The sequence below is a fragment of the Mesorhizobium denitrificans genome, assembly GCF_003403035.1.
Taxonomy (GTDB): domain Bacteria; phylum Pseudomonadota; class Alphaproteobacteria; order Rhizobiales; family Rhizobiaceae; genus Mesorhizobium_G; species Mesorhizobium_G denitrificans.
In genome coordinates, this window is sequence record NZ_QURN01000001.1 from 268,904 (window position 1) to 291,605 (window position 22,702).

The 22,702-nt window shown below is 59.4% G+C and carries 22 protein-coding genes; 4 read left to right on the plus strand and 18 right to left on the minus strand.

Going from position 1 to position 22,702, the window contains the following annotated elements; all coding sequences use genetic code 11:
* The first annotated feature begins 1 nt into the window (after position 1).
* Together DY251_RS01260 and DY251_RS01265 are read left to right on the plus strand one after the other, a co-directional pair.
* On the plus strand, positions 2-2,014 hold the full coding sequence (locus tag DY251_RS01260; protein ID WP_116622016.1) for a putative 2-aminoethylphosphonate ABC transporter permease subunit: 2,013 nt from the start codon (positions 2-4) through the stop codon (positions 2,012-2,014).
* Between the two features lie 128 nt (positions 2,015-2,142).
* Positions 2,143-3,393 carry an NAD(P)/FAD-dependent oxidoreductase gene (locus DY251_RS01265; protein ID WP_116622017.1) on the plus strand — a complete coding sequence of 417 codons (1,251 nt, stop codon included), beginning with the start codon at positions 2,143-2,145 and terminating at the stop codon, positions 3,391-3,393.
* A 75-nt stretch (positions 3,394-3,468) separates the two neighbouring features.
* On the opposite strand, the gene ppk2 is transcribed toward DY251_RS01265, so the two are convergent.
* Positions 3,469-4,440, minus strand: coding sequence for a polyphosphate kinase 2 (gene ppk2 / locus DY251_RS01270; RefSeq protein WP_425373263.1), 972 nt, complete (start codon positions 4,438-4,440; stop codon positions 3,469-3,471).
* A gap of 386 nt (positions 4,441-4,826) precedes the next feature.
* Here ppk2 and DY251_RS01275 point away from each other — a divergent pair, with 386 nt between their 5' ends.
* Positions 4,827-5,423 carry a proton-conducting membrane transporter gene (locus tag DY251_RS01275; RefSeq protein ID WP_342633547.1) on the plus strand — a complete coding sequence of 199 codons (597 nt, stop codon included), beginning with the start codon at positions 4,827-4,829 and terminating at the stop codon, positions 5,421-5,423.
* An 82-nt stretch (positions 5,424-5,505) separates the two neighbouring features.
* Here DY251_RS01275 and DY251_RS01280 read toward each other — a convergent pair whose 3' ends face one another.
* From DY251_RS01280 to DY251_RS01335, 12 genes are all read right to left on the minus strand, one after another.
* The gene (locus DY251_RS01280) at positions 5,506-6,558 is read right to left on the minus strand and encodes an ABC transporter ATP-binding protein (protein WP_116622020.1); all 1,053 of its coding nucleotides are present in this window, start codon (positions 6,556-6,558) and stop codon (positions 5,506-5,508) included.
* Positions 6,558-7,340 carry an ABC transporter permease gene (locus DY251_RS01285; RefSeq protein ID WP_116622021.1) on the minus strand — a complete coding sequence of 261 codons (783 nt, stop codon included), beginning with the start codon at positions 7,338-7,340 and terminating at the stop codon, positions 6,558-6,560. The genes DY251_RS01280 and DY251_RS01285 overlap by 1 nt, the downstream gene beginning before the upstream one ends.
* Positions 7,337-8,197: an ABC transporter permease gene (locus DY251_RS01290; RefSeq protein WP_116622022.1), complete on the minus strand. Its 861-nt coding sequence runs from the start codon at positions 8,195-8,197 to the stop codon at positions 7,337-7,339. Before DY251_RS01290 ends, DY251_RS01285 begins: the two co-directional genes overlap by 4 nt.
* A 13-nt stretch (positions 8,198-8,210) precedes the next feature.
* The gene (locus DY251_RS01295; protein WP_116622283.1) at positions 8,211-9,260 is read right to left on the minus strand and encodes an ABC transporter substrate-binding protein; all 1,050 of its coding nucleotides are present in this window, start codon (positions 9,258-9,260) and stop codon (positions 8,211-8,213) included.
* A 20-nt stretch (positions 9,261-9,280) separates the two neighbouring features.
* Positions 9,281-10,225: a PfkB family carbohydrate kinase gene (locus DY251_RS01300; protein WP_116622023.1), complete on the minus strand. Its 945-nt coding sequence runs from the start codon at positions 10,223-10,225 to the stop codon at positions 9,281-9,283.
* Positions 10,222-11,235 (minus strand): ADP-ribosylglycohydrolase family protein, encoded by a 1,014-nt coding sequence (locus DY251_RS01305; protein ID WP_342633548.1) that lies wholly within the window; start codon positions 11,233-11,235, stop codon positions 10,222-10,224. Before DY251_RS01305 ends, DY251_RS01300 begins: the two co-directional genes overlap by 4 nt.
* Before the next feature lie 3 nt (positions 11,236-11,238).
* Complete coding sequence (locus DY251_RS01310) at positions 11,239-11,958, minus strand: GntR family transcriptional regulator (protein ID WP_116622024.1); 720 nt, start codon at positions 11,956-11,958, stop codon at positions 11,239-11,241.
* 143 nt (positions 11,959-12,101) lie between these two features.
* Positions 12,102-12,863: an SDR family NAD(P)-dependent oxidoreductase gene (locus tag DY251_RS01315; RefSeq protein ID WP_116622285.1), complete on the minus strand. Its 762-nt coding sequence runs from the start codon at positions 12,861-12,863 to the stop codon at positions 12,102-12,104.
* A 13-nt stretch (positions 12,864-12,876) separates the two neighbouring features.
* Entirely contained in the window at positions 12,877-13,689 is an 813-nt protein-coding gene (locus tag DY251_RS01320; RefSeq protein ID WP_116622025.1) for an ABC transporter permease, read from the minus strand.
* Positions 13,689-14,555, minus strand: a complete 867-nt coding sequence (locus DY251_RS01325; protein WP_116622026.1) for an ABC transporter permease — start codon at positions 14,553-14,555, stop codon at positions 13,689-13,691. Before DY251_RS01325 ends, DY251_RS01320 begins: the two co-directional genes overlap by 1 nt.
* 34 nt (positions 14,556-14,589) lie before the next feature.
* Positions 14,590-15,750 carry a polyamine ABC transporter substrate-binding protein gene (locus DY251_RS01330; protein ID WP_116622027.1) on the minus strand — a complete coding sequence of 387 codons (1,161 nt, stop codon included), beginning with the start codon at positions 15,748-15,750 and terminating at the stop codon, positions 14,590-14,592.
* Positions 15,751-15,760: 10 nt separating this feature from the next.
* Positions 15,761-16,870, minus strand: coding sequence for an ABC transporter ATP-binding protein (locus DY251_RS01335; RefSeq protein ID WP_116622028.1), 1,110 nt, complete (start codon positions 16,868-16,870; stop codon positions 15,761-15,763).
* A gap of 177 nt (positions 16,871-17,047) precedes the next feature.
* Between DY251_RS01335 and DY251_RS01340 the strand changes: the two genes are divergently transcribed.
* Positions 17,048-17,866, plus strand: a complete 819-nt coding sequence (locus DY251_RS01340) for a helix-turn-helix transcriptional regulator (protein ID WP_116622029.1) — start codon at positions 17,048-17,050, stop codon at positions 17,864-17,866.
* 155 nt (positions 17,867-18,021) lie between these two features.
* On the opposite strand, the gene DY251_RS01345 is transcribed toward DY251_RS01340, so the two are convergent.
* The 5 genes from DY251_RS01345 to DY251_RS01365 are packed head-to-tail and all read right to left on the minus strand — an operon-like array spanning position 18,022 to position 22,663.
* Complete coding sequence (locus DY251_RS01345; RefSeq protein ID WP_116622030.1) at positions 18,022-18,687, minus strand: RraA family protein; 666 nt, start codon at positions 18,685-18,687, stop codon at positions 18,022-18,024.
* A 31-nt stretch (positions 18,688-18,718) separates the two neighbouring features.
* Positions 18,719-19,912, minus strand: coding sequence for an NAD(P)/FAD-dependent oxidoreductase (locus DY251_RS01350; RefSeq protein ID WP_116622031.1), 1,194 nt, complete (start codon positions 19,910-19,912; stop codon positions 18,719-18,721).
* Complete coding sequence (gene argE, locus DY251_RS01355) at positions 19,903-21,099, minus strand: acetylornithine deacetylase (protein WP_116622032.1); 1,197 nt, start codon at positions 21,097-21,099, stop codon at positions 19,903-19,905. The genes DY251_RS01350 and argE overlap by 10 nt, the downstream gene beginning before the upstream one ends.
* 3 nt (positions 21,100-21,102) lie before the next feature.
* Positions 21,103-21,510 carry a Zn-ribbon domain-containing OB-fold protein gene (locus DY251_RS01360; protein ID WP_116622033.1) on the minus strand — a complete coding sequence of 136 codons (408 nt, stop codon included), beginning with the start codon at positions 21,508-21,510 and terminating at the stop codon, positions 21,103-21,105.
* A complete protein-coding gene (locus DY251_RS01365; RefSeq protein ID WP_116622034.1) occupies positions 21,503-22,663 on the minus strand; it encodes an acetyl-CoA acetyltransferase in 1,161 nt (386 codons plus the stop codon). The genes DY251_RS01360 and DY251_RS01365 overlap by 8 nt, the downstream gene beginning before the upstream one ends.
* Positions 22,664-22,702: the final 39 nt, after the last annotated feature.

A 22,702-nucleotide genomic window follows, 5' to 3' on the forward strand; every position in this document is an offset into this window, starting at 1 on the left:
CATGTCGGTCGCAACAGCCACGATGCCCAGGGGCCGGACGCTGCGCCCGCAACTTTCCTCCGACGACATGGTCAAGCGCGGCCTGATGCTCGTCATCTCGCTTTATCTGATAGTTGCGCTGGCATTGCCGCTTTACGTGCTGCTGTCGAAATCGCTTTCGACTTATCAGTTCGACCTGAACATCTTCGAAATTCAGCGCAGCGACGAGACGGGCACAAATTTCAGCCCAGCACGAACAGTGGCGGACCTGAATGCCGAAGTGAATGCGATCACGCCGGACCAACTCAATACAAGCTCCGATGGACGGCTGCATGTTACCGGCCTGTTTCAGGACTTTTCCTTCCGCAGCCCGGTCAAATACCGCATTCGTGCCACGACCGATAACGCATCCTTCCTGGTCGGCTCGGAACTGAAGCGTGGCAAGGACTGGGTGGAACTGGATTCCAACACATTCCGTCGCGTCGTGTTGCGGCCCGTGAGCACGATCGGCCTCGACAATTTCGTCAGCTATTTCTCGACACCGGCACTTGCGAAATCCATCGGCAACTCCCTGTTGATGGGTGTGATCAGCACTGTACTCGTCATAGGCATTGCCTTCGGCCTCGGTTATGCGCTCAACCGAAGCCGGATGCCCTTCAAAAGCGTATTCCGGCTGATCGTGACTATTCCCATTCTGGTACCTTCGCTGCTGCCGGGTATCGCGCTGGTTTATCTGTTCGGGAACCAAGGCCTGCTCAAAAACTGGATGATGGGCTATTCCATCTATGGCCCGATCGGCATCGTGATCGGTTCGGTATTCTTCACGCTGCCACATGCGCTGCTGATCATCTCTACCGCATTGTCGGTGGCTGATGCGCGACACTATGAGGCCGCAGCGTCTCTGCGGGCGTCAAAATGGCGTACCTTCTGGACCGTCACGGTTCCCGGTGCCCGTTACGGTATAATCTCCGCGGCCTTTGTCGTGTTCACCATGGTAATCACCGATTTCGGTCTGCCGAAGGTGATCGGCGGGCAATACAACATGCTCGCCGTCGATATCTACAAGCAGGTTATCGGCCAGCAAAATTTCGAAATGGGCGCGGTCGTATCGGTGCTGCTGCTGGTGCCTGCTGTGGTCGCATTCTTCGTTGATCGAGCCATCCAGAAAAAGCAGGTCGCGCTGCTCTCCGCGCGTTCGGTTCCGTATGATCCCAAACCTAATCCGGGGTTCGACTGGGGATGCTTTGCATATTGTAGCCTGATAGCGGCTTTCATTCTTGTCATGATCGGAGTGTGCCAGCTTGCTGCAACGGTGAAGTTCTGGCCTTACGACCTGACGCTCAGCATGCGCAACTTCCGCTTCGACCTGATGGATGGCGGCGGATGGGGTGCCTATCACAACTCAATCAAAATGGCTCTGCTCACTGCTTTCTTCGGTACGGTCATCGTGTTTACCGGGGCTTATATGGTTGAGAAGAGCGACGGCTTTCGAATTGGGCGCTCAATGTTCCAGTTCCTCGCGATGCTGCCGATGGCGGTGCCGGGTATGGTGCTGGGTCTTGCTTACATTTTCTTCTTCAACAATCCGGCCAATCCGCTGAACACGATCTACGGCACCATGACCATTCTGGTCGTGTGTACGGTGACGCACTTCTATACAGTTTCGCACCTGACGGCCCTGACCGCGCTCAAGCAAATGGACCGCGAGTTCGAGCCTGTAGCGGCTTCGCTGAAGCAGCCTTTCCATAAGCTGTTCTTCCGTGTGACCGTGCCGGTCTGCCTGCCTGCCATCCTCGATATTGCGATCTATCTGTTCGTCAATGCGATGACGACGGTTTCGGCGGTCGTATTCCTGTATTCGACGCAAACGCAGCTTGCCTCCGTCGCAGTGTTGAACATGGACGATGCGGGCGATATCGCGCCGGCTGCGGCGATGGGCATGATGATCTTCTACACCAATGTCTTCGCCCGATTGGTGCATGGCGTGATTTCACGGTTCTTGCTCGTGCGCACGCAAACCTGGCGTAAGCGTTAGATGTTCGAAACAAATGCGCAAACTTGTTTGTGACGCTTTGCTGAGGCGCGCGTTCGGTTCGCCATAATTCATTGCGGCCTGCGCCAACGGGCCCACCCCACCGCTTTCGATATTCAAAGGTAACGGACATGCAAAACTACATCGACAAAGCAGACGTTGTCATTATTGGAGGCGGTGTTGTCGGGGTATCCGCCGCCTGGCATCTGATCGAGGCTGGAATCAGCGATGTGCTCGTATTGGAACGAAATGAGCTCGCCAGCGGGGCCACATCACGAGCGGCTGGGTTGCTTGATCATGGGTCTGGCGATGCCAACAGAATCAAGATGGTTACCAGAACCCGGGAGGACATTGTAAAGCTCGAAGAAACCCTCGGCGAGTCCGTGGGATTTCATCAACATGGCAGCGTGAGCGCTATATTCAGCGAAGCTCACTTGCAAAAGATGCGCACGGCAGAGGACGCGATGCGCGCGTTATCTATCGGTATTCATGAAATCGACCGACAAGAAGCTAAAGAGCATGTTCCTTGGCTTAAATCCGATGCGGCACTTCGTATTATCTTCGTTCCGGAAGACGGCTATCTCGATGGTGCGCTGCTCACCGCGGCATATGCCCGTGCCGCCAGAAAGGGAGGCGCAAGGATCAAGCGCGGTATAGAAGTAACCGGCTTGTTGGAAGACGGCGGGGAGGTCGTCGGCGTCGCAACACGATCCGGTGAGATACGCGCTCGCTGGGTAGTCTGCGCAGCCGGTGTATGGGGAATCTCGCTCGCGTCTTCATTTAACTTTAGGCTTGCGGGCGCGCCGACCCGTAGCCACTATTGGATCACAGCGCCTGACGGCAACGGCCCATCAGATCAGCCCACCGTGATGTTGCCAGACATGCAAGCATATATACGCCCCGAGGTTGGCGGCTTGCTGGTCGGTTTGCGAGAGCCCAAATCCAAAACATACGACCCAGGCGAACTGGATAGCGACATGGGTGCTATGAATCTCATCGACGAGGCTGAGGATATGGACATCCTGATCGATCAGGCCAATGCGCTGAAACCAGTTGTCCCAGGAATCGACGAATGGCGTTTCGCCCACCATATCGCGGGATTGACGATGTACACCCCTGACGGCAAGTTCCTGCTGGGGCGACCGAAGGGATCGTCCGGCGTGATCATCGCTGGCGGTTGCTGTGGATCCGGTCTCGCCGCCTCTGGTGGTTTCGGGTCGGTGATCGCCGCGATCGTTACAGGTCAGCCTACTGACATCGACACAAGCATATACGATCCTAATCGCTTCGGCCCAGTGGATCCCTATAGCCTGGATTTCCGCGAGCGCTGCGCGGCCGCGAGGCTGCGAAAAGGTGGCGGAAATCCTGTCCTGAATGCTTGATCCCAAGCTTTTATCAACCGATATCCGAATTCAGGCCAAGTCAGGGTTCGGATGAACGTGGCCGCGTATACTATGTTACTTCGTGCCGGCCGCTTTGGTGGGGATGGTCGAAGTTTTCGCCTTCGTCGCCGCGCCGTTCGCCTTCGCCCGACGGGAATTGGGGTGAACACTTGCGCCTAGTATGCCTTCCGACATGCCGATGACCTGGGACGAACTGCCGACGATGAGCGGGTCGGGGCCGGTGACAACCGATGCGTCCTTGTCCGGATATGGCAGGGCCTGCAGAAAATGCTGCATGGCGTTCAACCGCGCACGCTTCTTGTCGTCCGACTTCACCACCGTCCACGGCGCGTCTGCGGTGTCGGTATAGAAGAACATTGCTTCCTTGGCCTCGGTGTACTCGTCCCACTTGTCGAGTGACGCCTTGTCGATGGGCGACAGCTTCCAGCGTTTGAGCGGGTCGTTCTCCCGCTGATCGAACCGGCGCCGCTGCTCCTCCTGCGTGACGGAAAACCAGAATTTGAAGAGACGGATGCCGGAGCGCACAAACATGCGCTCCAGTTCCGGTGCCTCGCGCATGAATTCGAGATAGTCGTTGGGGTGGCAGAAGCCCATAACGCGCTCAACGCCGGCGCGATTGTACCATGAACGGTCGAACAGGACGATTTCACCGCCGGCCGGGAGATGGTTGATGTATCGCTGGAAGTACCAGCTGGTGGCTTCCCGCTCGCTCGGCTTTTCGAGTGCGATCACCTTTGCGCCGCGCGGGTTCAGATGCTCCATGAAGCGCTTTATGGTTCCGCCCTTGCCAGCGGCATCCCGCCCTTCGAACAGCACCACCACCCTCTGGTTGGTTTGCTTGATCCAGTCCTGTGCCTTAAGCAATTCGATTTGCAGACCGGCCTTGCGCGCCTCGTAGTCTGATTGGCTCATCCGGTCCTTGTACGGATATTCGCCAGTCTCGAAGCCCCGCTGCAGCGTGTCCGGGCCACCTGTCAGCGCGGGAGTATCGGCAAGAGCCACCGGGTCTGGTTCCATTGCGTTCATCTTCACCATTGTTGTGCGTATTGTGAATAGAATATATCGGACGCCGCGCGCCTCACCTTGATACAGATCAAACGTGCGCGAACCGCCCCAAAATCATAGTCTTCAAAGCTCAGGCCAGTCCTATTCGATCAGCGCGCGTTCGGCTGTACTGCCGAGATATTCGTTGCCGTTTTCCCGTTTGCTATCGCAAATATGAGCTCAGCGATTTCACTGGGTTGCCCGAGCAGTTAGTTTGAGAATGGACATTTGATCTGATAATCGCACGCAGATTTTTTCTGCGGGGTTCAACACTTTATTTTTGGCTCGATTTGACGATGATGTGATGAAGCAGATCGTGGAGAGGACTGATGACATTTTTCTATATGCTTTTGGCACTCATAGTTGGATTGCTGCTTGGCTGGTTCTTGTGGGGCCGCCAAGGTAGCGAAAAAGACAACCTTCAGCGCGACCTGGAATCCATGCGTGGCGAACGTGACAGGCTTAAGGCTGATACAGCTCGTTTGACGCGAGAACTTGAAGAATGCGGTAGAGCGCGCGCCGATCTGGAAAGCCAGTTGCGGAATAAACCTGCCGCATCTGCGCCCGTGGCGTTGCTGTCTACATCGACAGACTCAACTGTCTCTAAACCCGCAACTGGCGAAAGGCCTCCAAAATTGGCCAAAGCCAAATCGCCGAAGGCACCCACTCAGAAGCCCGCGGCGCCAAATTCTAAACCGGCGAATACATCGAAAAAAGACAACCTGCGACGCCTGATCGGTATCGGCCCGGTCAACGAGGGAAAGTTGAACAAGCACGGCATCACAACCTTTGCGCAGATCGCTGCATGGACGGCTGCGGATATAAAGCGCGTGGAAGAATATCTCGAGTTCGACGGTCGCATCAAGCGCGAGAAATGGGTTCAACAGGCAAAGCTGCTGGCTGCCGGCAAAGAACAGGAATTTGCCAAGCGCTTCCCAACAGCGGACAGCGAAAAAAACACTTGAACTAGGCAATCATGCCTTGCAGGGCGTCGGCGCTTCTTTTTCCATGAGCTGCGCTGACGCCATCGGCAAGGTCAATGACCCGTCAATCCGAAACGATCGGCACGGTGCTCGCTTTCGACCAATGCAGCCTAACCGCATCGTTGATATATGGCTGAATGGATCCGTCGTTTTGGACAAGGACCTTCAACTCTAAACCGGAGCAATCGACAAAGTACGTGATGATGTTGCCGGCAAACACCCGGCGCAGGATTGTGCCATGCAGCCTGTTGTCACCTGCGGGGATTGGGGCGCCGGACGTAGCAATGCGAATGCGCTCGGGCCTGATCGCGCAGCGGGTGCACCCTTTGACGGGTTTTTCGATATTGATTTCCGTACCGTTCGCTAACCTGATGCCTCCTTCAATAGCGATACCTTCGCATATATTGGCATCCCCGAGAAAGGTTGCAGCGAAAGCGCTGCCGGGCCTCTCATAGGTTTCGTCCGGTGGACCCTCCTGAACCAATCGGCCGTCGCGCAGAATGCCGATACGGTCGCTCATCGTCAGCGCTTCTTCCTGGTCATGCGTGACAAATATTGTCGTAATGCCGATTTCGCGCTGAATGCGCTTGAGTTCGAACTGCATGTCGACCCTCAACGCCTTGTCGAGTGCCGAGAGCGGTTCGTCCAGCAACAGAACCCTTGGCCGGGTAACGAAGGCGCGCGCGAGCGCGACGCGTTGCCTTTGGCCGCCTGAAAGCTGGTGCGGTCGCCTTTCTCCGAGACTGCCGAGTTGAACCAGATCGAGCGCGGCCTGAACCTCGGCCGCCATCTTGTGACGTGGCTCGCCGCGTACGGACAAGCCGAAGCCAACATTATCGCGCACGCTCATATTCGGGAAAAGCGCATAGTTCTGGAACATCATTCCTATGCGTCGCTTTTCGACAGGCACCCGCTCAACGCTATCACCGTCGATGGCGATCTGCCCTTCGTCCGGAAAATCAAAGCCGGCGATCAGCCGCAGAAGCGTGGTCTTGCCGCTACCTGACGGACCTAGCAGCGCATAAAAGCCGCCGTCGGGAAAATCGATAGACACATCGTCGAGCGCCTTGTGCGCACCAAATGATCGCGACACGTTCCGAACGCTAACATGCGCCATTACCGCTCTCCCCCAAAACTGAAGAACCTCGCGGTGAGCAGCATCAGCGCCATCGAAATCACGACAATGATCGTCGAGACGGCGTTGATCTCCGGCGTGAATCCCTTGCGGATGGCGGCGTAGATTTCGACAGGTAGCGTGGCCTGACCCGGCGTTGCCAGGAAATAAGACACCACGAACTGGTCGAAGGAGACCGCGAAGGCGAACAGTGCTCCTGCGATGACACCCGGCATGATCCAAGGCAGCGTGATACGTCGCGTTACCTGCCATTGATTGGCGCCAAGCGAACGCGCTGCTTCCTCAAGTTGAGGGTCGAACGTCTGTAGGCGCGCGCTGACGACAACGATGACGTAGGGCAGCGCAAGCGCAACGTGGCCGAGCAGGATCGCGTGCGGGCCACGGCCGATTCCAACCCAAAAGAAGAAGACCAGCATCGCAGTGCCGGTGATCAGCCAGGGTATCGCTATTGGCGGAAACAGCAGCACCTGCAATATCCTCTTGCCCGGAAATTCGTTGCGGAACAGCGCGATCGATGCAGCGGTGCCGAGCGCGGTCGCGATGATCGTGGTTGTTACCGCGATAGTGACGCTGTTCCAGGTGGCCGACATCAACTGCGCATTGGCGAACAATTGCGAATACCAGGTCGTCGACCAATCGATGGGAAGTTGGTAGAAGGGCGATCTGTTGAAAGACATCACGCCCATGATGACGAGCGGCAGGTAAAGGAACGCCAGCAAAAGCCCGAGGAAGCCACGGCCGAGCCATTCGAGCAGGCGCGTCATGAAGTAGCCCTCCTTAGCACTGGAGAGGCTAGCGCGAGGACGACGAGCACCACGGCCAGCAAAATGAATGACAGCGCCGCGCCGAGCGGCCAGTTGAAAACTGCTACGAATTGATCCTCGATTACGGTGCCGTAGAATGTACCCGTGCGGCCACCCAAAATGCGCGGTTCCATGAACGAGCCAACCACGGGCACGAATATCAACGCCGCTCCCGCTATCACGCCCGGCAGCGCCAGCGGAACGATGATCCGCCGCAGCGTCTGCCAGCGCGACGCGCCTAGGGACCGCGCGGCTTCGATCAGCGAATCGTCGATTGCCTGCAGTGTCAGGTAGCAGGTCAGAACCATGTACGGCACATAGGAGTGGACCAGCCCGATAACGATGGCCGGATAGGAGTACATCAGGTCGATACTGATCTTAAAAGGCAGGATCGCGTTTAAGGTGGTGTCAAGCAGTCCACCTTCCCGCAGAACCATGGCCCATGAAAATATCCTCACCAAACCGTTGCTCCAGAACGGCAGAATAATGAGCAGGAAGATCGCTTCGCGCATCCGTCCCTTGAGCAACTTGGCGAGCGCATAGGCTGCCGGAAAACCGATGATCAGACACCAGAACGTGACCTCCGCAGCGAGCCTGAGCGACGACAGCAGCAATCGCCAATAAATGTCTTCCTGGAAGAATGCGGCGTAGTTCTGCAGCGTGAAGGACCACGGCTTGCCAGTGTTGGGCAAGCCAGTCATGAACGAGAAGAAGATCATGGCCGACAGCGGCAGGAAGATTGCGACCGTCAACCAGAGGTAGGCTGGCGCGAGCAACGGCACTGCCCGACCAATCTCGTTGCGCCGCTGACCAGCCATATCTCCGTTCCGCCTATTTCACATTAACCTTCAGTTCCTGCCAGGCCTTCAGGTAGGCCTCTCGCTGAGCATCTGTGATAGGCGCCTGAAACTGAATCCTCTTCGCCACCTCGGGATCACCCATCACCTTGCGATTGAAAGAATCCTCCGGGAGGGCGGCCACGGCCTTGGTGTTAGCCGAGACGGGCGCTCCGACCTTTGTCACCCATTCGGTATAGAAACTTGGTTCGATCATGAAGTTGATGAAGGCTTCCGCGCCGGCAACGTTTTTCGCTCCGACGGGGATCGACCAGGCGTCTAGCCATGCGACCGCTCCTTCCTGTGGAATTACCAGCGAAACCGGCAATTTGAATTGCGTCTTTGCACGATCGGCCGAGCCGCTCCAATAGGTGCCTACATCGATCTGGTTCGACGCAATCAACTGGTTGAAGTCATTCTCAGCGCTCCAGAATGTCTTGATCTGGGGCATCAGGCTGGTGAGTTTCGCCTTAACCGTATCTAGATCTTTAATGTCGTTGATATTTTGCCCGGTCGCGATAGCCCCGAACTGGATTGCCTCGACGGCGTCGTCACGGATGACCACGCGACCCTTGTGCTTGACATCCCACATGACGTTGATGCTGGTCGGCGGTGTATCGAACGACTTGTCATTTATTGCCAGCGCCGTCAGACCCCAGACCCATGGCACGCCATAGACCTTTCCGTCCTTGACCAACATTGGCGACTGCGCCTTTTCGGCGCTGATGTCGCCATAATTGGCGATCTTCGACGTATCGATTGGCTGGATCAGGTTTTCAGCGGTCGCCTGATCGTTGAAAGCCGCATTGATCATGACGACGTCATAGAGGCCGGGATTAGTCCTGATTTTGGTCAGCATCTCCTGTTCAGAGTTGAAGAAATCATTGATGACCTTGTTGCCGGTCGCCTTCTCAAAAGCTTCGACGGCCCATGGCTCGTCTGCGCCGTAGCCCTTCCAGTTGAGCACATGCAGGTCTGCGGCATGGGCGCCAAATGCGGATGCAAGGATTGTCGATGCAGCGAATATCAGTCTAAGCCTGTTCATGTGACTTCCCTTCATATGGTTCAGCTTGCGTTGCATATTGGCTGTGCGTGTACCGCCATGAATTCGCGAGTCTCAGCATCCGTCGGTGCGGTCGAACCTCCATGTCGCGTGACCGCAATCGCCGCTGCCGCATTGGCGTAGCGCGCCGATTGGAATGCGTCATAGCCGGCGGCGAGCGACGCGATGAATGCGCCGATATGGGTGTCGCCCGCACCATTTGTGTCGACCGCTTCTACTGCAATGCCAGCTATATGACGTTCGCGACCGTTCCGCAGGCTTACAAGGCAACCTTCGGCGCCCGCGCGTATAACGACTCCCTCAGCTCGGGGGCAATGTTGCTCCAGCAATGCGCGAGCGGTATCTTGCGCTTCGCCGGCAATGAAGCCTGCCTCGCCAACATTGCAACTCAGCCACCGGCACTGGCGTAGCACGCGGGCGAGCAAGTCTGGCGCTATCTCGCCTACGACAGGTGTTGGATCGAAAACCAGCGGACGGTCCTTCGCCAGACGTTCAATCGTTGCGGCGACCGATGCTGCACTATTGGGATAGCTCAGCGTATAGCCCGAGGCGAACAGCCAGTCGCCTTCGCCCGCCTCTATGTCCTCGTCGTTGATCGGTCGGCTTTCTGCGCCGGGCCACGAAATGAAGGTGCGCTCCGCGTCATCCGTGACCAGCACCGTGCATACGCCGCTGTCCATCACGGGGTTAGCCGCAGTCAGCACGTCGACGCCTTCTTGCGCCATCGCGGTGCGCAGGATGTCGCCATTTGGGCCTGTGCCATGCTGTCCCGCGAAGGCTACAGGCAAGCCTGCGCGTATCGCTGCAACCATCAAATTGAACCCGCCGCCGGGCAGTACCTGATAATCGCTCGCCGTCACCTCCGTTCCGTGCTGAGGTAAGGCGGCGATACGGTAGACATAGTCCACCACCGCGCTGCCGATATGGAGGAGGCGCGTGCTGCTCATGTCGCCTCGCTGGCGAGACGCAGGTCGACAAGCGCTTCGGCAATGCGATCGACCTTGTTCAGATCAATCCCGCGCAGTTCCTTTATCCGGTCGGCAGGCAAGCCGGCGATGCCGCTGCACGCGCCCGCCATCCCGGTTGCTATTGCGCCGATTGTGTCTGTATCGCCGCCGATGTTAGCGCTGATGACCGCCGCGCGCCAAGGTTGCGCTTTGGCCACTTCGAGAACGGCGAATGCAGCAGGAATCGATTGTGTGCTTTCCACTCCCGTTCCGATTGTAGAAGCGATGCAGGAAATGGCCGAAGCCTCGTCCTTTTCACGCACAAGAGACAACGCGTCGACGATAATCGCCGCGACATCGACAGCCGGGCTCGGTCCTTGTGCCAGCGACGCAGCGTCGATCCCGATTTCAATTGCCTCGCGCCAGCTGCGCCCCTCCATTCCGCTGCTGATTGCCGCTGCAACGGCGGAAGCGGTGGCGATGGCAACCGGCGCGCCATGCGTCGCTGCGCTCGCTTCTGCGACCTTGGCGACCAGTCGGGACAGCGGGTGAAGCGGTACGGCGATGCCAACCGGGCCGATACGCATCGCCGCACCATTGGTGTCGCCCTCGCGACCTGCCAAAATTGGATCCACACCGGCATTGATGCTATCGATAGCACGCTTGGTTGACGGGCCGAGCAAATCATAGCCACCGCGCGCCTTGACGTCGCTTTCCCACCGCACGAGCGCGGCGACCCAGCGCTGCTGATCAAACGACCCGTTCGAGCCAACCAGAACCTCAGCCAGCAAAAGTGCCTGCTCTGTGTCGTCAGTGATGGTGCCAGCGGCCAACCCCTTTGAGACGCTGTGATCTGGGGTTGGAGCCACGAAGCCATCAACATAACCGTAGGCACGGCGGATTTCTTCAACGCTGAACAATTGCGTCGGCATACCCAGCGCGTCACCAACAGCACCACCCAACAACGCGCCCTTGGCGCGATCGATGAGTAGGTGGCGCGGGATCATCATTGCTCAGAATTCCAATCGCAGCGCGAAATGCGCCGGATTGAGCAGGCTGGTGACATATTCGATTACCCGTCCGTTAGCCTGCCGCACGAGGCGTCGCGTCTTGAGGAACGGTGCGCCGGGTTGCGTTGACAACAGAGCCGCGTCCTCGTCCGAGAGACATTCCAGCTCGGCCCATTCTTCCCCTTTGGCGGGCACGAGACCACGCGCGAAAAGAGACTTGCTGAGGGAACCGTCGCGCAACCCTGTCTTTGGCAGATCGGCAACGCTCTCGACTAGCGGCAACCTGCTTCGCTCAAGCGAGACGCCATGACCGTCCACGGTGGCTATGCGCACGCGGTCAAGCGCGACAAATTCGACACAGGCCAGGTCAAGCCTGCGCGCCAAATCTTCATCCTCGACGATGTCGAAACGCAGGATACGCGTTTCCAACTTCGCTCCGGCTTTCGACAGCGCCTTGGCCCAACCCAGTGCGTCATCCATCCGGCGACCATCATATGTCACGAATGAACCGATCCCGACGCGGGTAGTGATAAGGCCGCGCCCGGAGAGTTTTTCCAATCCTTTGCGGATTGTCGCGCGGCTGACCGAGAAGCGATGTACCAGCTCGTTCTCGCTCTGTAGCCGATCGCCGTAGGCGAGCCGACCACTGCGGATTTCTTCTTCAAGAACCGTCGCGATCTGACGTGGTTTCGCCATTCCAGGAGGTACAGTGGTACGTCGCATTGTCCACTCCTATACCTGTCTAATCCTGTCTAATATTTGGCTGATGTCAAGTCCATCAGGGCGATGCGTGTCAATCATGGCCCAGAATACCGTCGATCACTCCGGTGAGGCCGCGCCCGCCTGATTTTGCCTTGTACGGTCGGCTAGACCACGGTTTCTCCGCCATCCACCACGAGTGTCTGGCCGGTCATGTACGATGAGCGATCGGAGACAAGGAATAAGATCGGTTCCGCGATCTCGGAGACGTTGGCCCAGCGGCCTAGCGGGACTTTGCTCGCGATGTAGGTTTCGATAGCGCTGCGACCGCCCATCTGGCCGATGAAGGGTTCGTTGAATGGCGTGTCGACCCAACCCGGACAAAGTGCGTTAACGCGCACGCCGTAACGGGCGAAATCGCCAGCCATCTGCCGCGTCATCGCGATGACCGCGTGCTTGGTGGTCGTATAGGCTATCATTTCACGATCATAAAGGACGCCAGAGCTGGATGAGGTGTTCAAGATGACGCCACGTCCGGCTTTGCGCATGAGTGGCATGACGAAGCGCGCCGCCATAAAATGTGCGCGTACGTTGAGGCTCCAGGAACGGTCGAACCCCGCGATATCAACCTGCTCCAGATCGCCCGCCACTTGCGCCCCGGCATGGTTGTGCAAGATGTCGATGCGGCCATGGCGTGCAGCGACAGACGCGACGCCATCCCTAAGCGCAACGTCGTCTGTGACGTCGAACGTGAGCGCCTCAGCGCTGCCGCCGTCCTGCCGAATACGCGCTGCAGCCTGCTCGGCTCGTGCGGCCTCTCGGTCGACGAGCACGACGTGTGCGCCCTCGCGCGCCATAATCGCGGCGCCTGCCTCGCCGATGCCGGATCCGGCTCCTGTGATAATGGCGATTCGGTCCTTGAGAATCATGGGTGCCTGCACGTTAGTCAGCCGTTTTCTTGTCGCGCATCAGGAAGCGCGCGATGACGATCATCACGATGGACGCCGCCAGAACCATAGTCGCGACGGCATTGATCTCTGGGGTGACGCCGCGCCGGATTGAGGCGAAGATGTACATCGGCAGCGTGTTATTCGATCCGGCAACAAAGAACGCGATAATGAAATCATCGAAGGAGAAGGTGAAGGCCAACAGGAAGCCGGCCAGGATTGACGGTCTGATCTGCGGTAGCACGATCCGACGAAAGGTAGTCAGCGGAGTCGCATAGAGGTCGTTTGAGGCCTCAACGATGTCGCGTCCCAGACTGGCGATACGCGCTTTTACGATCATTGCGACCAGCGACATTGTGAACATGCCGTGAGCGGCGATGATCGAGCCATAGCCGAGGCCGAGTTGCGGCGGTGCCTGGCCGGGCCACAACGCCGCGAGCGCAGGGTTCAGCACGGAAAACACCTGAACCAGCGCCACCAGTGTTGAAATCCCGATGACCACGCCGGGCACCACGATGGCGGCTGCGAATAACCCGTCGAACACCGCGCGCGTGCGACCGCCGACGCGCTCCAGGCCAATCGCCGCCATGGTGCCAAAGACCGCGGCGAGTGTAGCGCTGACGAAAGCAACGATGAGGCTGGTCTGCAGCGCTTCCATCAGGAAGGTGTTGGACAAAGCCCTACCGTACCACTGCGTCGAGAAGCCGACGAACTCGCTGGCACTGCGGCCCGAATTGAACGAGAACAGCACGACCAGCGCGATCGGCGCATAAAGGAACAGATAGACGGCGGTGGCGAAGGCGCGCATCAGACGAGGTCTATCTGCCGCGTGCCGGCGAAGCGCCAGGCGATGCGCATTGAGATGAGCAGCACCGCCACCACGACGATCACGAGGGTGACGGCGATAGCCGAGCCGAGCGGCCAGTTGCGCGATTGCAGGAACAGGTCGACCAGCGCGTTGCCGATGAAGAAGACCTTACCGCCGCCCAGCAATTGCGGGATCAGATATTCGCCGAGCAGCAAGATAGTGACAAGCGCCACGCCGGTCATCACGCCCGGCAGTGATAGCGGAAGCGTAATGTTGAAGAAGGTGGAGATCGGCTTCGCGCCGAGATCAGCCGAGGCTTCCAGCAACCGGCGGTCGAGCTTTTCGAGACTGACGAAGATTGGCAGGATCATAAGCGGCAGATAGCCGTAGACGATGCCGAGCAACACTGCGCCGGGCGTGTTGATCAGGCGCACGTTCTCGATGCCGATCAATTCCAGCACATGAGGGATGCCGCGCGCCCCGAGCAGGTACATCCAGGAATAGGTGCGCACCAGCATGCTGGTCCAGAACGGCACCACGACAAGGGAGACAAGCAGGAGCCGGCGCCTTGGGTCGACTTTTACCGCCAGATAATAGGCGAGCGGGTAGGCGATCAGCAGGCAGGCGATGGCCCCGATGGGCGCGAGCGTAAGCGTGTTTACGAACGCGGCGGCGCGCGCGCCGAGATTGGCAAACTGATCGAAGGTGAAGGCCGGTTGGTAACCACCGGCCGGTGCGCGCTCGCCGACCGAAAATACGAGGATGGCGAAGAAGGGCAAGACCATGAATACGAAAAGCCAGATGGCGGCCGGCCCAATCAGGGCTGCCGTCACCATGGTCTTTTTCGCTTTAGGGGTCAGCTCCATCGAATTTCGCCAAACGCCTTCATTTCAGTTGGGCTCAGGCCGACTTGAAGCGGGCCATCAGTTCGGCGCGACCCGGATCGGTCAGCGTTACGGCAGCGCCGAACTCCAGCGGAGTAAGCGACGCCTCGTCGGGATAGACGATCTTGTTGGAGGTGATCTCCGCAGGTAGCAACGCGATGACGCGGCTGTCGGTGGTCGGTGCGCCGTTGGCGATGTGCTCCTTGACCGCGTTCTGCGGGTCCATCAGATAGTTCAGGAGCGCATAGCCGGCCGGCTTGTTCGGGGCCGATTTCGGAATGGCGTAGAAATCGGTCCAGATTTCGCCGCCGTCCTTGCCGAGGATATACGCAAGTTCAGGCATGTCGCGATTTAGCTGCGCGCCGTCATTGGTCCAGCACATGGTCAGCCAGGCATCGGTCGAGCGCATCGATGGCTGGTAATCACTGTTGATGGCGAATAGGTGTGGCTTGACCTTGATCAGCAGTTCCTCGGCCTTGGCCAGTTCCTCCGGCTTGATCGAGTTGAAGCTGAAGCCGAGCGACACCAGCGCGCTGCCGATGGTGGTGAGCTGATAATCGTGCACCATGGCGCGGCCGTCGGCTTCGGTCTGGGCAACCTCAAAGAAATCCTTCCAGCTTTGCATAGGCGTCTTGAGCTTGGCGGTGTTGACGCAAAAACCAGTCGTGCCCCAGTTCTTCGGCAGCGCGTAGGTCTTGCCGTCGACCTTGCCTTCGCTGGTGAAGCGAGCGCTTTGGGTTGCCGGATCGAAGTTGGGGACCTGGGAGAGGTCGAGTTCGTCGATCAGGCCGAGTTGGCTGTAGGTGGAGATGGTATAGTTGGTTGGCACGAACAGCGACCAGCCAGTGGCACCAGCCTGCATTTTGGCCAGCATCTCCTCGTTGGAGCCGAAGACGTTGACTTCGACGGCGACACCGGTCGCGGCCTTGAAGTTCTCAAAGGTTGCCGGATCGTGATAGTTCGGCCAGGTAGCGATCGACATCTGCGTGCCGAGATCGCCAGCGGCGTAGGCTCGCTGCCCCGCGCCGGGGAAGCGCCCGAACACGGCGGTTGCCAGGCCGAGGCCGGTGACGCCGAGGAAATGACGACGGCTAACAGAGCCGCGCTTCAGGCGCATGAACTGATCCATGAAGCCGTCGGCCGAGATGGGAAGGTTGTCCCTATATGGCTTGGTCATGATGTGTTCCCTATCTTGTTGTTACTTGGTTGGCTGTACCGCGGAAGACGTGTGCAGCGGCCGGATCGAATGCGAGCGTCACCGTCGCGCCGGGCTCGATAAGGTCGCTTTCGGTCATGGTCTTGTGGTCGGCGGTTACTAGAACATCGCCGATTCCCGGCGCTGCAACCGAGTATTCGGCTGTCGAGCCGAGGAATACGCGATGGGTTATTACGCCGGTGATTTCGCCCATCCTGGCCGGCCGATGCTCCAGCCTGATTGCTTCCGGCCTCAGTGCCACAACGACCGGTCCTGGCTCGACGCCGGGTCGCGCTACAATAGCGAGTGCGCCGCCGTCGGCCATCCGCACAACCTTGCCGCCCGGTTCAAGCGTACCTTCAATGCGGTTGGTCTTGCCGACAAAATCGGCCACAAAAAACTCTCCGGGATGGTCGTAAATTTCCTCTGGGCGACCGATCTGCCGAATCGTTCCTGCATTCATGACACAGACGAAGTCGCTCATCGAAAGCGCTTCTTCCTGGTCGTGGGTGACGAGCACAAAGGTGATACCGAGTTCACGCTGCAAGGTCTGCAACTCGAACTGCATGGCCGAACGCAGCTTCTTGTCGAGCGCGGCTAGCGGCTCGTCGAGCAGTAGAACGGATGGCCGGTTGACGATGGCGCGAGCCAGCGCAACGCGCTGCTGCTGGCCGCCCGACATTTCATGTATGCGTCGCTTGCCAAAGCCGCCGAGCCGCACCATTTCCAACGCCTCGCCGGCGCGACGTGCGATCTCAGCGTTGGCGAGCTTTGGACGTATCTGCTGCAAGCCGTAGGAGACGTTCTCCTCGACGTTGAAATGCGGGAACAGCGCATATTGCTGGAACACCATATTGACGGGACGGCGATAGGCCGGAACGCCGTTCATCATGCGCCCATCAATCAGCACGTCGCCGCTGGTTGGTTGCTCAAAGCCGCCGATCATACGAAGGCATGTCGTCTTGCCGCAGCCGGAGGGGCCGAGCAGCGCCATAAATGCGCCCTTCGGAACATTGATGCTGATGTCCGAAACCGCCGTGACGGAACCGTAAGTTTTGCTTACCGAGCGGAACTCGATGTTGTGCGTCGAAGCCGATGTCACGCCTGTTCGCCGTGATGGCCGAACTCTTTGTTCTTTTCGTCCTGCCACTCCTGCAACTAGAAACGTAGAGTAAAAACCGGCGTGGGATATATACCCCAAGAGAGGTATTTTTAGGCAAACCGGCCTGTGGGAGGTATAGAGCCGGTTCCTAAGCGCGGCAAAGGAGGGCGGCGTCTCGTGAGCGTGAACGTGGAAGGCCTGTTTGCAGCCTTCGGCAGCTTCGTCGGCAGTAATACGCTGACCGACGGGGAATTCGGCGAGGCTTTCCGGCGAATGATGCAGGCGCTTGTGCGCTTCGATCATGTCGTAGTGTTCGCCTATTGCGGATCAGAGAGGCCGATTGATCTCTACAGCACCTTCGACCACGACGAGCATATCGTGTTTGTGTCCTTGTATCAGGTCGGTCCCTACCTGCTCGATCCATTTTATCATACGGCGCGGGAACGGCGGGAAGGCGTTTTTCGCATGCGTGAACTGGCGCCGGATCGCTTCTTCTCAAGCGAATATTATCGCTCCTACTATGTGCAGACCGGACTTGCGGAAGAAATCGGCTTCTTCGTTCCCACGAGTGAGGGAATAACCGTGGTGTTGTCGCTGATGCGGCGCGAGGAGAGAGGTCCTTTCCCGGCGACAGAGTTTTCACTATTGCGCAAGGTCGAGCCCCTCGTGGCAGCAATGGTGCGGCACTACTGCGTGAGGTTGGCGCAGCGCTTCTCCGGCACGGCGTCCCGTTCGCGGCGGCGTGCCAAGCCTGCAGGCGCGTCACGCACCGCGGCCACTGTATGGAGAGGTCTTAAACTCAGCGCGCGCGAAGCTCTGATCGTGGAGTTGGTACTGCAAGGCCATTCGTCGGAATCGATCGGACTCAAGCTCGGCATCGCTACCGGGACGGTGAAAGTCCATCGCCGCAACGTCTATCGCAAGCTCGGAATCTCCTCACAAACACAACTCCTCTCCATCTATCTGAAAAACCTCGAGATGGGTGCAAGCATGTAGCAGTCGCCGCGCTTTTATGCCGGGTGGAGTGCAAGCACTTGTCACTTCGCAGTGTGCAGGTCCGGTAGTCCGAAATTGGTGACAACCCACGGCGGAGTTGTGAACAATTCTGGAAGCAGAAACTTACCCGTCTCGACGAAATCGCAGCCGATTTCTCAGATCGCCTCCGGTACAGCGAACACATCGACCAGAGAGCGGCCTTTGCCCAGTTCGGCTTGCCAGGCGGCTTCGGCGCTGACACGTTGTAGGCCTGCCTCAAGCACGTCGCTAGCCTCGGCCAATGGCACGATCGCCAGTCCGTCATTGTCCGCCACTACGATGTCTCCTGGTTGGACCGAGACCCCGCCGAACACGATTGGAACGTTTACCGCCCCGCGCTCTTTCGAAAGCGGTCCTCGTGCGGTATTGCCGAGCGCAAATGCGCAGAAATCGTCCCATGCGGCTATGGTGTCGATGTCGCGCATCGCGCCGTTCACGATCAGCCCGGCTATACCTTTCGCCCGCGCATATCCGCACAGGATTTCGCCTGCATAAGCGGTCTGCAGGCAGCCGCCGGCATCTGCCACGACGATCGATCTGGCAGGCGCAATGTCCAGCGCATGCAGCATGGCGCCAAAGTCGCCGCGCTCGCACCACGCGGTCACCGCAGGCCCAACGACACGCCGGCCGGGCGAAAATGGCTGCAGTGGACGAATGCGCGGGTCGGGAACGACGCGGCCCGCCGTCACGTCAGAAAGGATCGTCACCGGAACACTGCGCCAGCGCTCGGCCGTTGCTGCGGACAGAGGTGCGATGTTGACCCTATTTATCTTCGTTGCCATGCGTCCTCCGATCCCTCATCCGCAGCCAGGATCACCCATCCACCAAGCCGAAACGCCCGGCATTGAAGGCGTTGATCGCATAGGATGGGGTCTGACCGGTTAGCGTCTGGGCCACCAGGCGACCCGAAAATGCTCCGGCAAGGTTGCCGAAGAAATGGCCGGCGTTGATCACCAGCCCTTCCGGACCGGCTCCAGCATCGATGACGGGCAGCCCGTCCGGCGTCTGGGCGACCAAACCGGCCCAGTTTCTCACGACGGGAAGGCGCGCAACAGCGGGAAAGTTCTTGCTGTGAATGGCGTAGGCCATCGCCTGACCGGCTACGGTCGGCGCGTCGCTGTCATTGCCGATCGCATAGGCGCAGCCGAACTGCAGTGACCCATCGGGTAGGCTGGCGATCTGCTCTGTGAAGCCGAGATCGGGGCAAAGCATTTCCGTCGGCTCCCGGGGCAGGCTTGCGAGATCGACACCGGGCGGAGTGAAGAAGCGGAAAAGCGCCTGACCGGCCGCTACGGGCCCAAGTCGGAAAGGCGCCGGACCGGTCTCAGCCGCTTCGAAGCGGATGCTGGTAAGAGGAAGCCGAAGCCCGAGCGGATCAAGCAGGCCGTTCGTCCAAGGGCCGGCGGCGATAACGACGAAACGGCAGGCAATTCGTGTCCCGTCGGCGAGCAGGACCCCTTTGATTGCAGACGCGCTTGCTTCAATCGACTGCGCCCGGCAAGGCGCCATGATCAAGCCACCCGCCTCCTCAAACTGACGCGCCAGCAGCGCGACAAGACGGCGCGTGTCCTGATGCGCATCGAGCGGGTTCCATACGGCGCCAGAAACTTCCGGGCCGATGTCCGGACAGAGTTCGAGAAGAGCCGGCCGGTCGAGTAATGCGACCGGCAGTCCCGCAGCATTGCGATCGGCGACGAAGGCTCGAGCCACGGGTTCATAGGCAAGGTCGCGATAGAGGATCAATCCGCCACAGGCACGAAAACCGAAATCCGGGAGGCTTTCGGCCAATTCGCCCGCGAAGTGGCGGCAGGCGAGCGAAAAATCCATGGCCGTTCCTTTGGCCTTGGTCTGCAGCCACAGAAAGCCGGGGTTGCGGCCTGAGGCACCCCATCCTACGTAGTGCGTGTCCAGTAGCGCCACCGCCATGCCCGCCTGTCGGAGCGCCAGCGCCGTTGCCGTGCCGGCAATACCGGCCCCAATCACCACCGCCTCCACGCTCAGGCCCATTGCGGCGCCTCCTGCTCGAGGGCGTCCGCCAGCCGTCCTAAAAACTGGCGGCAGCGGTCGATTTCTGCGATGGCCAGGAATTCGTCCGGTTTGTGCGCTTGCTCGATCGAGCCAGGCCCGCAAACGACTGAGGGAACACCTGCATTCGTGCTGAACAGGCCCGCTTCAGTACCATAGGCCACCTTGGCGTGATCATTGCGGCCGGCGAGACGCTTGACGAAGGTGACAGCAGGGTGCTCGGCGTCCGTGGAAAGGCCGACAAATTCGGCGACTGGCTCGATGACGATGGAGGCATGTGGCGCGACGCGGCGCATGGCGGGGAGCAATTGCGTTTCAGCATGGTCGCGAATGCGCCGGATCAATGCCGGCGCGTCGACTTCGGGTAGCGAGCGTATGTCGAAGCCGAATTCACAATGCTCTGGAATGATGTTCAGCGCCGCACCGCCGGAGATCGTCGTCACGGATAGCGTTGAATGCGGGACATCGTAGGCATGGTCATGATGACCGCAAGCAGATTGCTCGCGAGACAATTCCCTGATGAAAGTGATCAGGTCGGCCGCCGCTTCAATCGCGTTCGCCGCCTGCGGGGCTAGGCTGGAATGGGCGCTCGAGCCGGTGACGATGGCACGAAACAGCCCGCCTCCCTTGTGGCCGAGAACCACTTGCATCAGGGTCGGTTCACCGACGATGCATAGCGCAGGCTTCACGGGCATCGCCGATATGCGATCGATCAGGCTTCTGACACCGGTGCAGCCAAGTTCCTCGTCGTAGGAGATGGCGATATGGATCGGTGCGAGGAGCTTGCGCTGCGTCAGTTCAGGGACGGCTGCCAGCACGATGCCGACGAAACCCTTCATGTCGCATGCGCCACGGCCATAAAGCTTTCCGTCAGCGATGCGAGCCACGAACGGATCGCTGCTCCAGTCCTGTCCGTCGACCGGAACGACGTCGCTGTGTCCCGACAGTATCACGCCCGGAACGTCGGTCGGGCCGATAGTCGCCCAGAGGTTACCCTTGCTGCGATCCTCGTTCCACAAGATCGTCGAAGCGACGCCGTGGCGATCAAGCCAAGCCTCGACATGGGCGAGCAGGTCGCTGTTGGGGTTGCGTGAGACGGTCGGAAAAGCGATCAGCCGTTCAATGCTGTCGATGCAAGCCTGAGTGCTGGAGAGCCCGGCAGCGCCCATGCGTCATGCCTTCGGGCGAAAGACGGGCAGTGGCGGCAGACCGCCTCCGCGTTGCCTCCAGGCGACCGCGACGCGATCGCCGATGGCCGCGTCGTCAGCCTCGATGTTGGTTAGCAGCCGTGGGCCCTCGTCGAGGTCGACCAGCGCGAGAAGGTAGGGCGGCGGCAGATCCTCGCTCACCGGCAGCCGAACTCTGGTGATGGAATAGATCGTCGCTTCGCCGGACACATCGACCCAATCCAGTTGCGTCGCCTCGCAGGCGAGACAGAAGGGCCGCGGATAGAACTGGTGGTGTCCGCAAACCGTGCAGCGCTGAACCGTCAGCCTTCCGGCCGCGCAGGCTTGCCAGAAAGGTTCGGTGGTGGGATCGGCAGCGCCAAGATCGCTGTAGTTGGGGGAGAGGTCAGTCACGGGCGAGCACCACGGTCGAAGCAGTTGAAAAAGCAAGACCACCGGTGCCGTGCGCGACGGCGATGGACGCGTCGGGCACCTGCCGTGCACCGGCTTCGCCCCGGAGTTGCCGTACGGCCTCAATCAACAGCAGGATGCCAAGCGCGCCGGGATGACAGTAGGACAGGCCGCCGCCGGAGGTCATGGAAGGAAGTCCGCCACCCGGCCGCAACCTGCCGCCGGCGATGAAGTCGGGCGCCTCACCCTTGGCGCAGAAGCCAAGATCTTCGAGGTAGAGTAGCACCGCGTGGGTAAAATTGTCGTAGGGTTCGAAAACATCAACGTCCTGCGGCGTAATGCCGGCCATGCCAAAGGCATCCCGCCCGGAGGCCACGCCCGGGGTGATCGTCAAGTCGGGGCATTGTGCGACGTGCCACTGCACGTGGCTTTCGCCGGCTCCGAGGATGCGCACGGGGGTTTTTACAGCATCGGCCGCTCGATCGGCGCGGGCGATCACGATTGCCCCGCCGCCGTCGGTGACAAGGCAACAGTCGAGTTTGCGCAGCGGGTCACACAGGAGCGGCGAGGCCATCACCTCGTCGATGGTGAGCGCATCGCGCACGAAGGCCTTCGGATTCAGTGATGCCCACTGCCGCGCGGCGCAAGCGACCTCGGCAAGATGCTCTGGCTTTGCGCCATATTGGTGCATGTAGCGCGCCGCGCTCAAAGCATAGTGGCCGATTGGAAAGTGAATACCGTAAGGGGTTTCGAACTGCGCGGCGAGCGACCCGTCGAGCGTTGCCGCGGCGCGCTTGCGGTTGCGCCTGCTGCGTTGGCGGGAGGCATAGCCAATCAGCGCCACTTCGCACCGGCCTGTGACGATTGCTGTGATTGCGTGATGTACGAAGAACTCGAACGACGAGCCGCCCATGTCGGAAGACTCAGCATATCTTGGCTGGATGCCGAGATACTCACCGAGTTGAACCGAACCTTCCTCCCCCATGTAATTCGTGAAAAGGGCATCCACGTCGCGCAATTTCAGGCCAGCTTCGGCCAGCGCCTCTTGTGCAGCCAGCGCCACCATCGAGAACTCACTTTGGTCCGCCACCTTGCCAAGCGGCGTCTCAGCGGCGCCGACGATATATACGGGCGTGCGGGTGAGTTGAGATGGCATGGAGACCTTTTATGCTGAACCGAGTGATACGAAATGCAG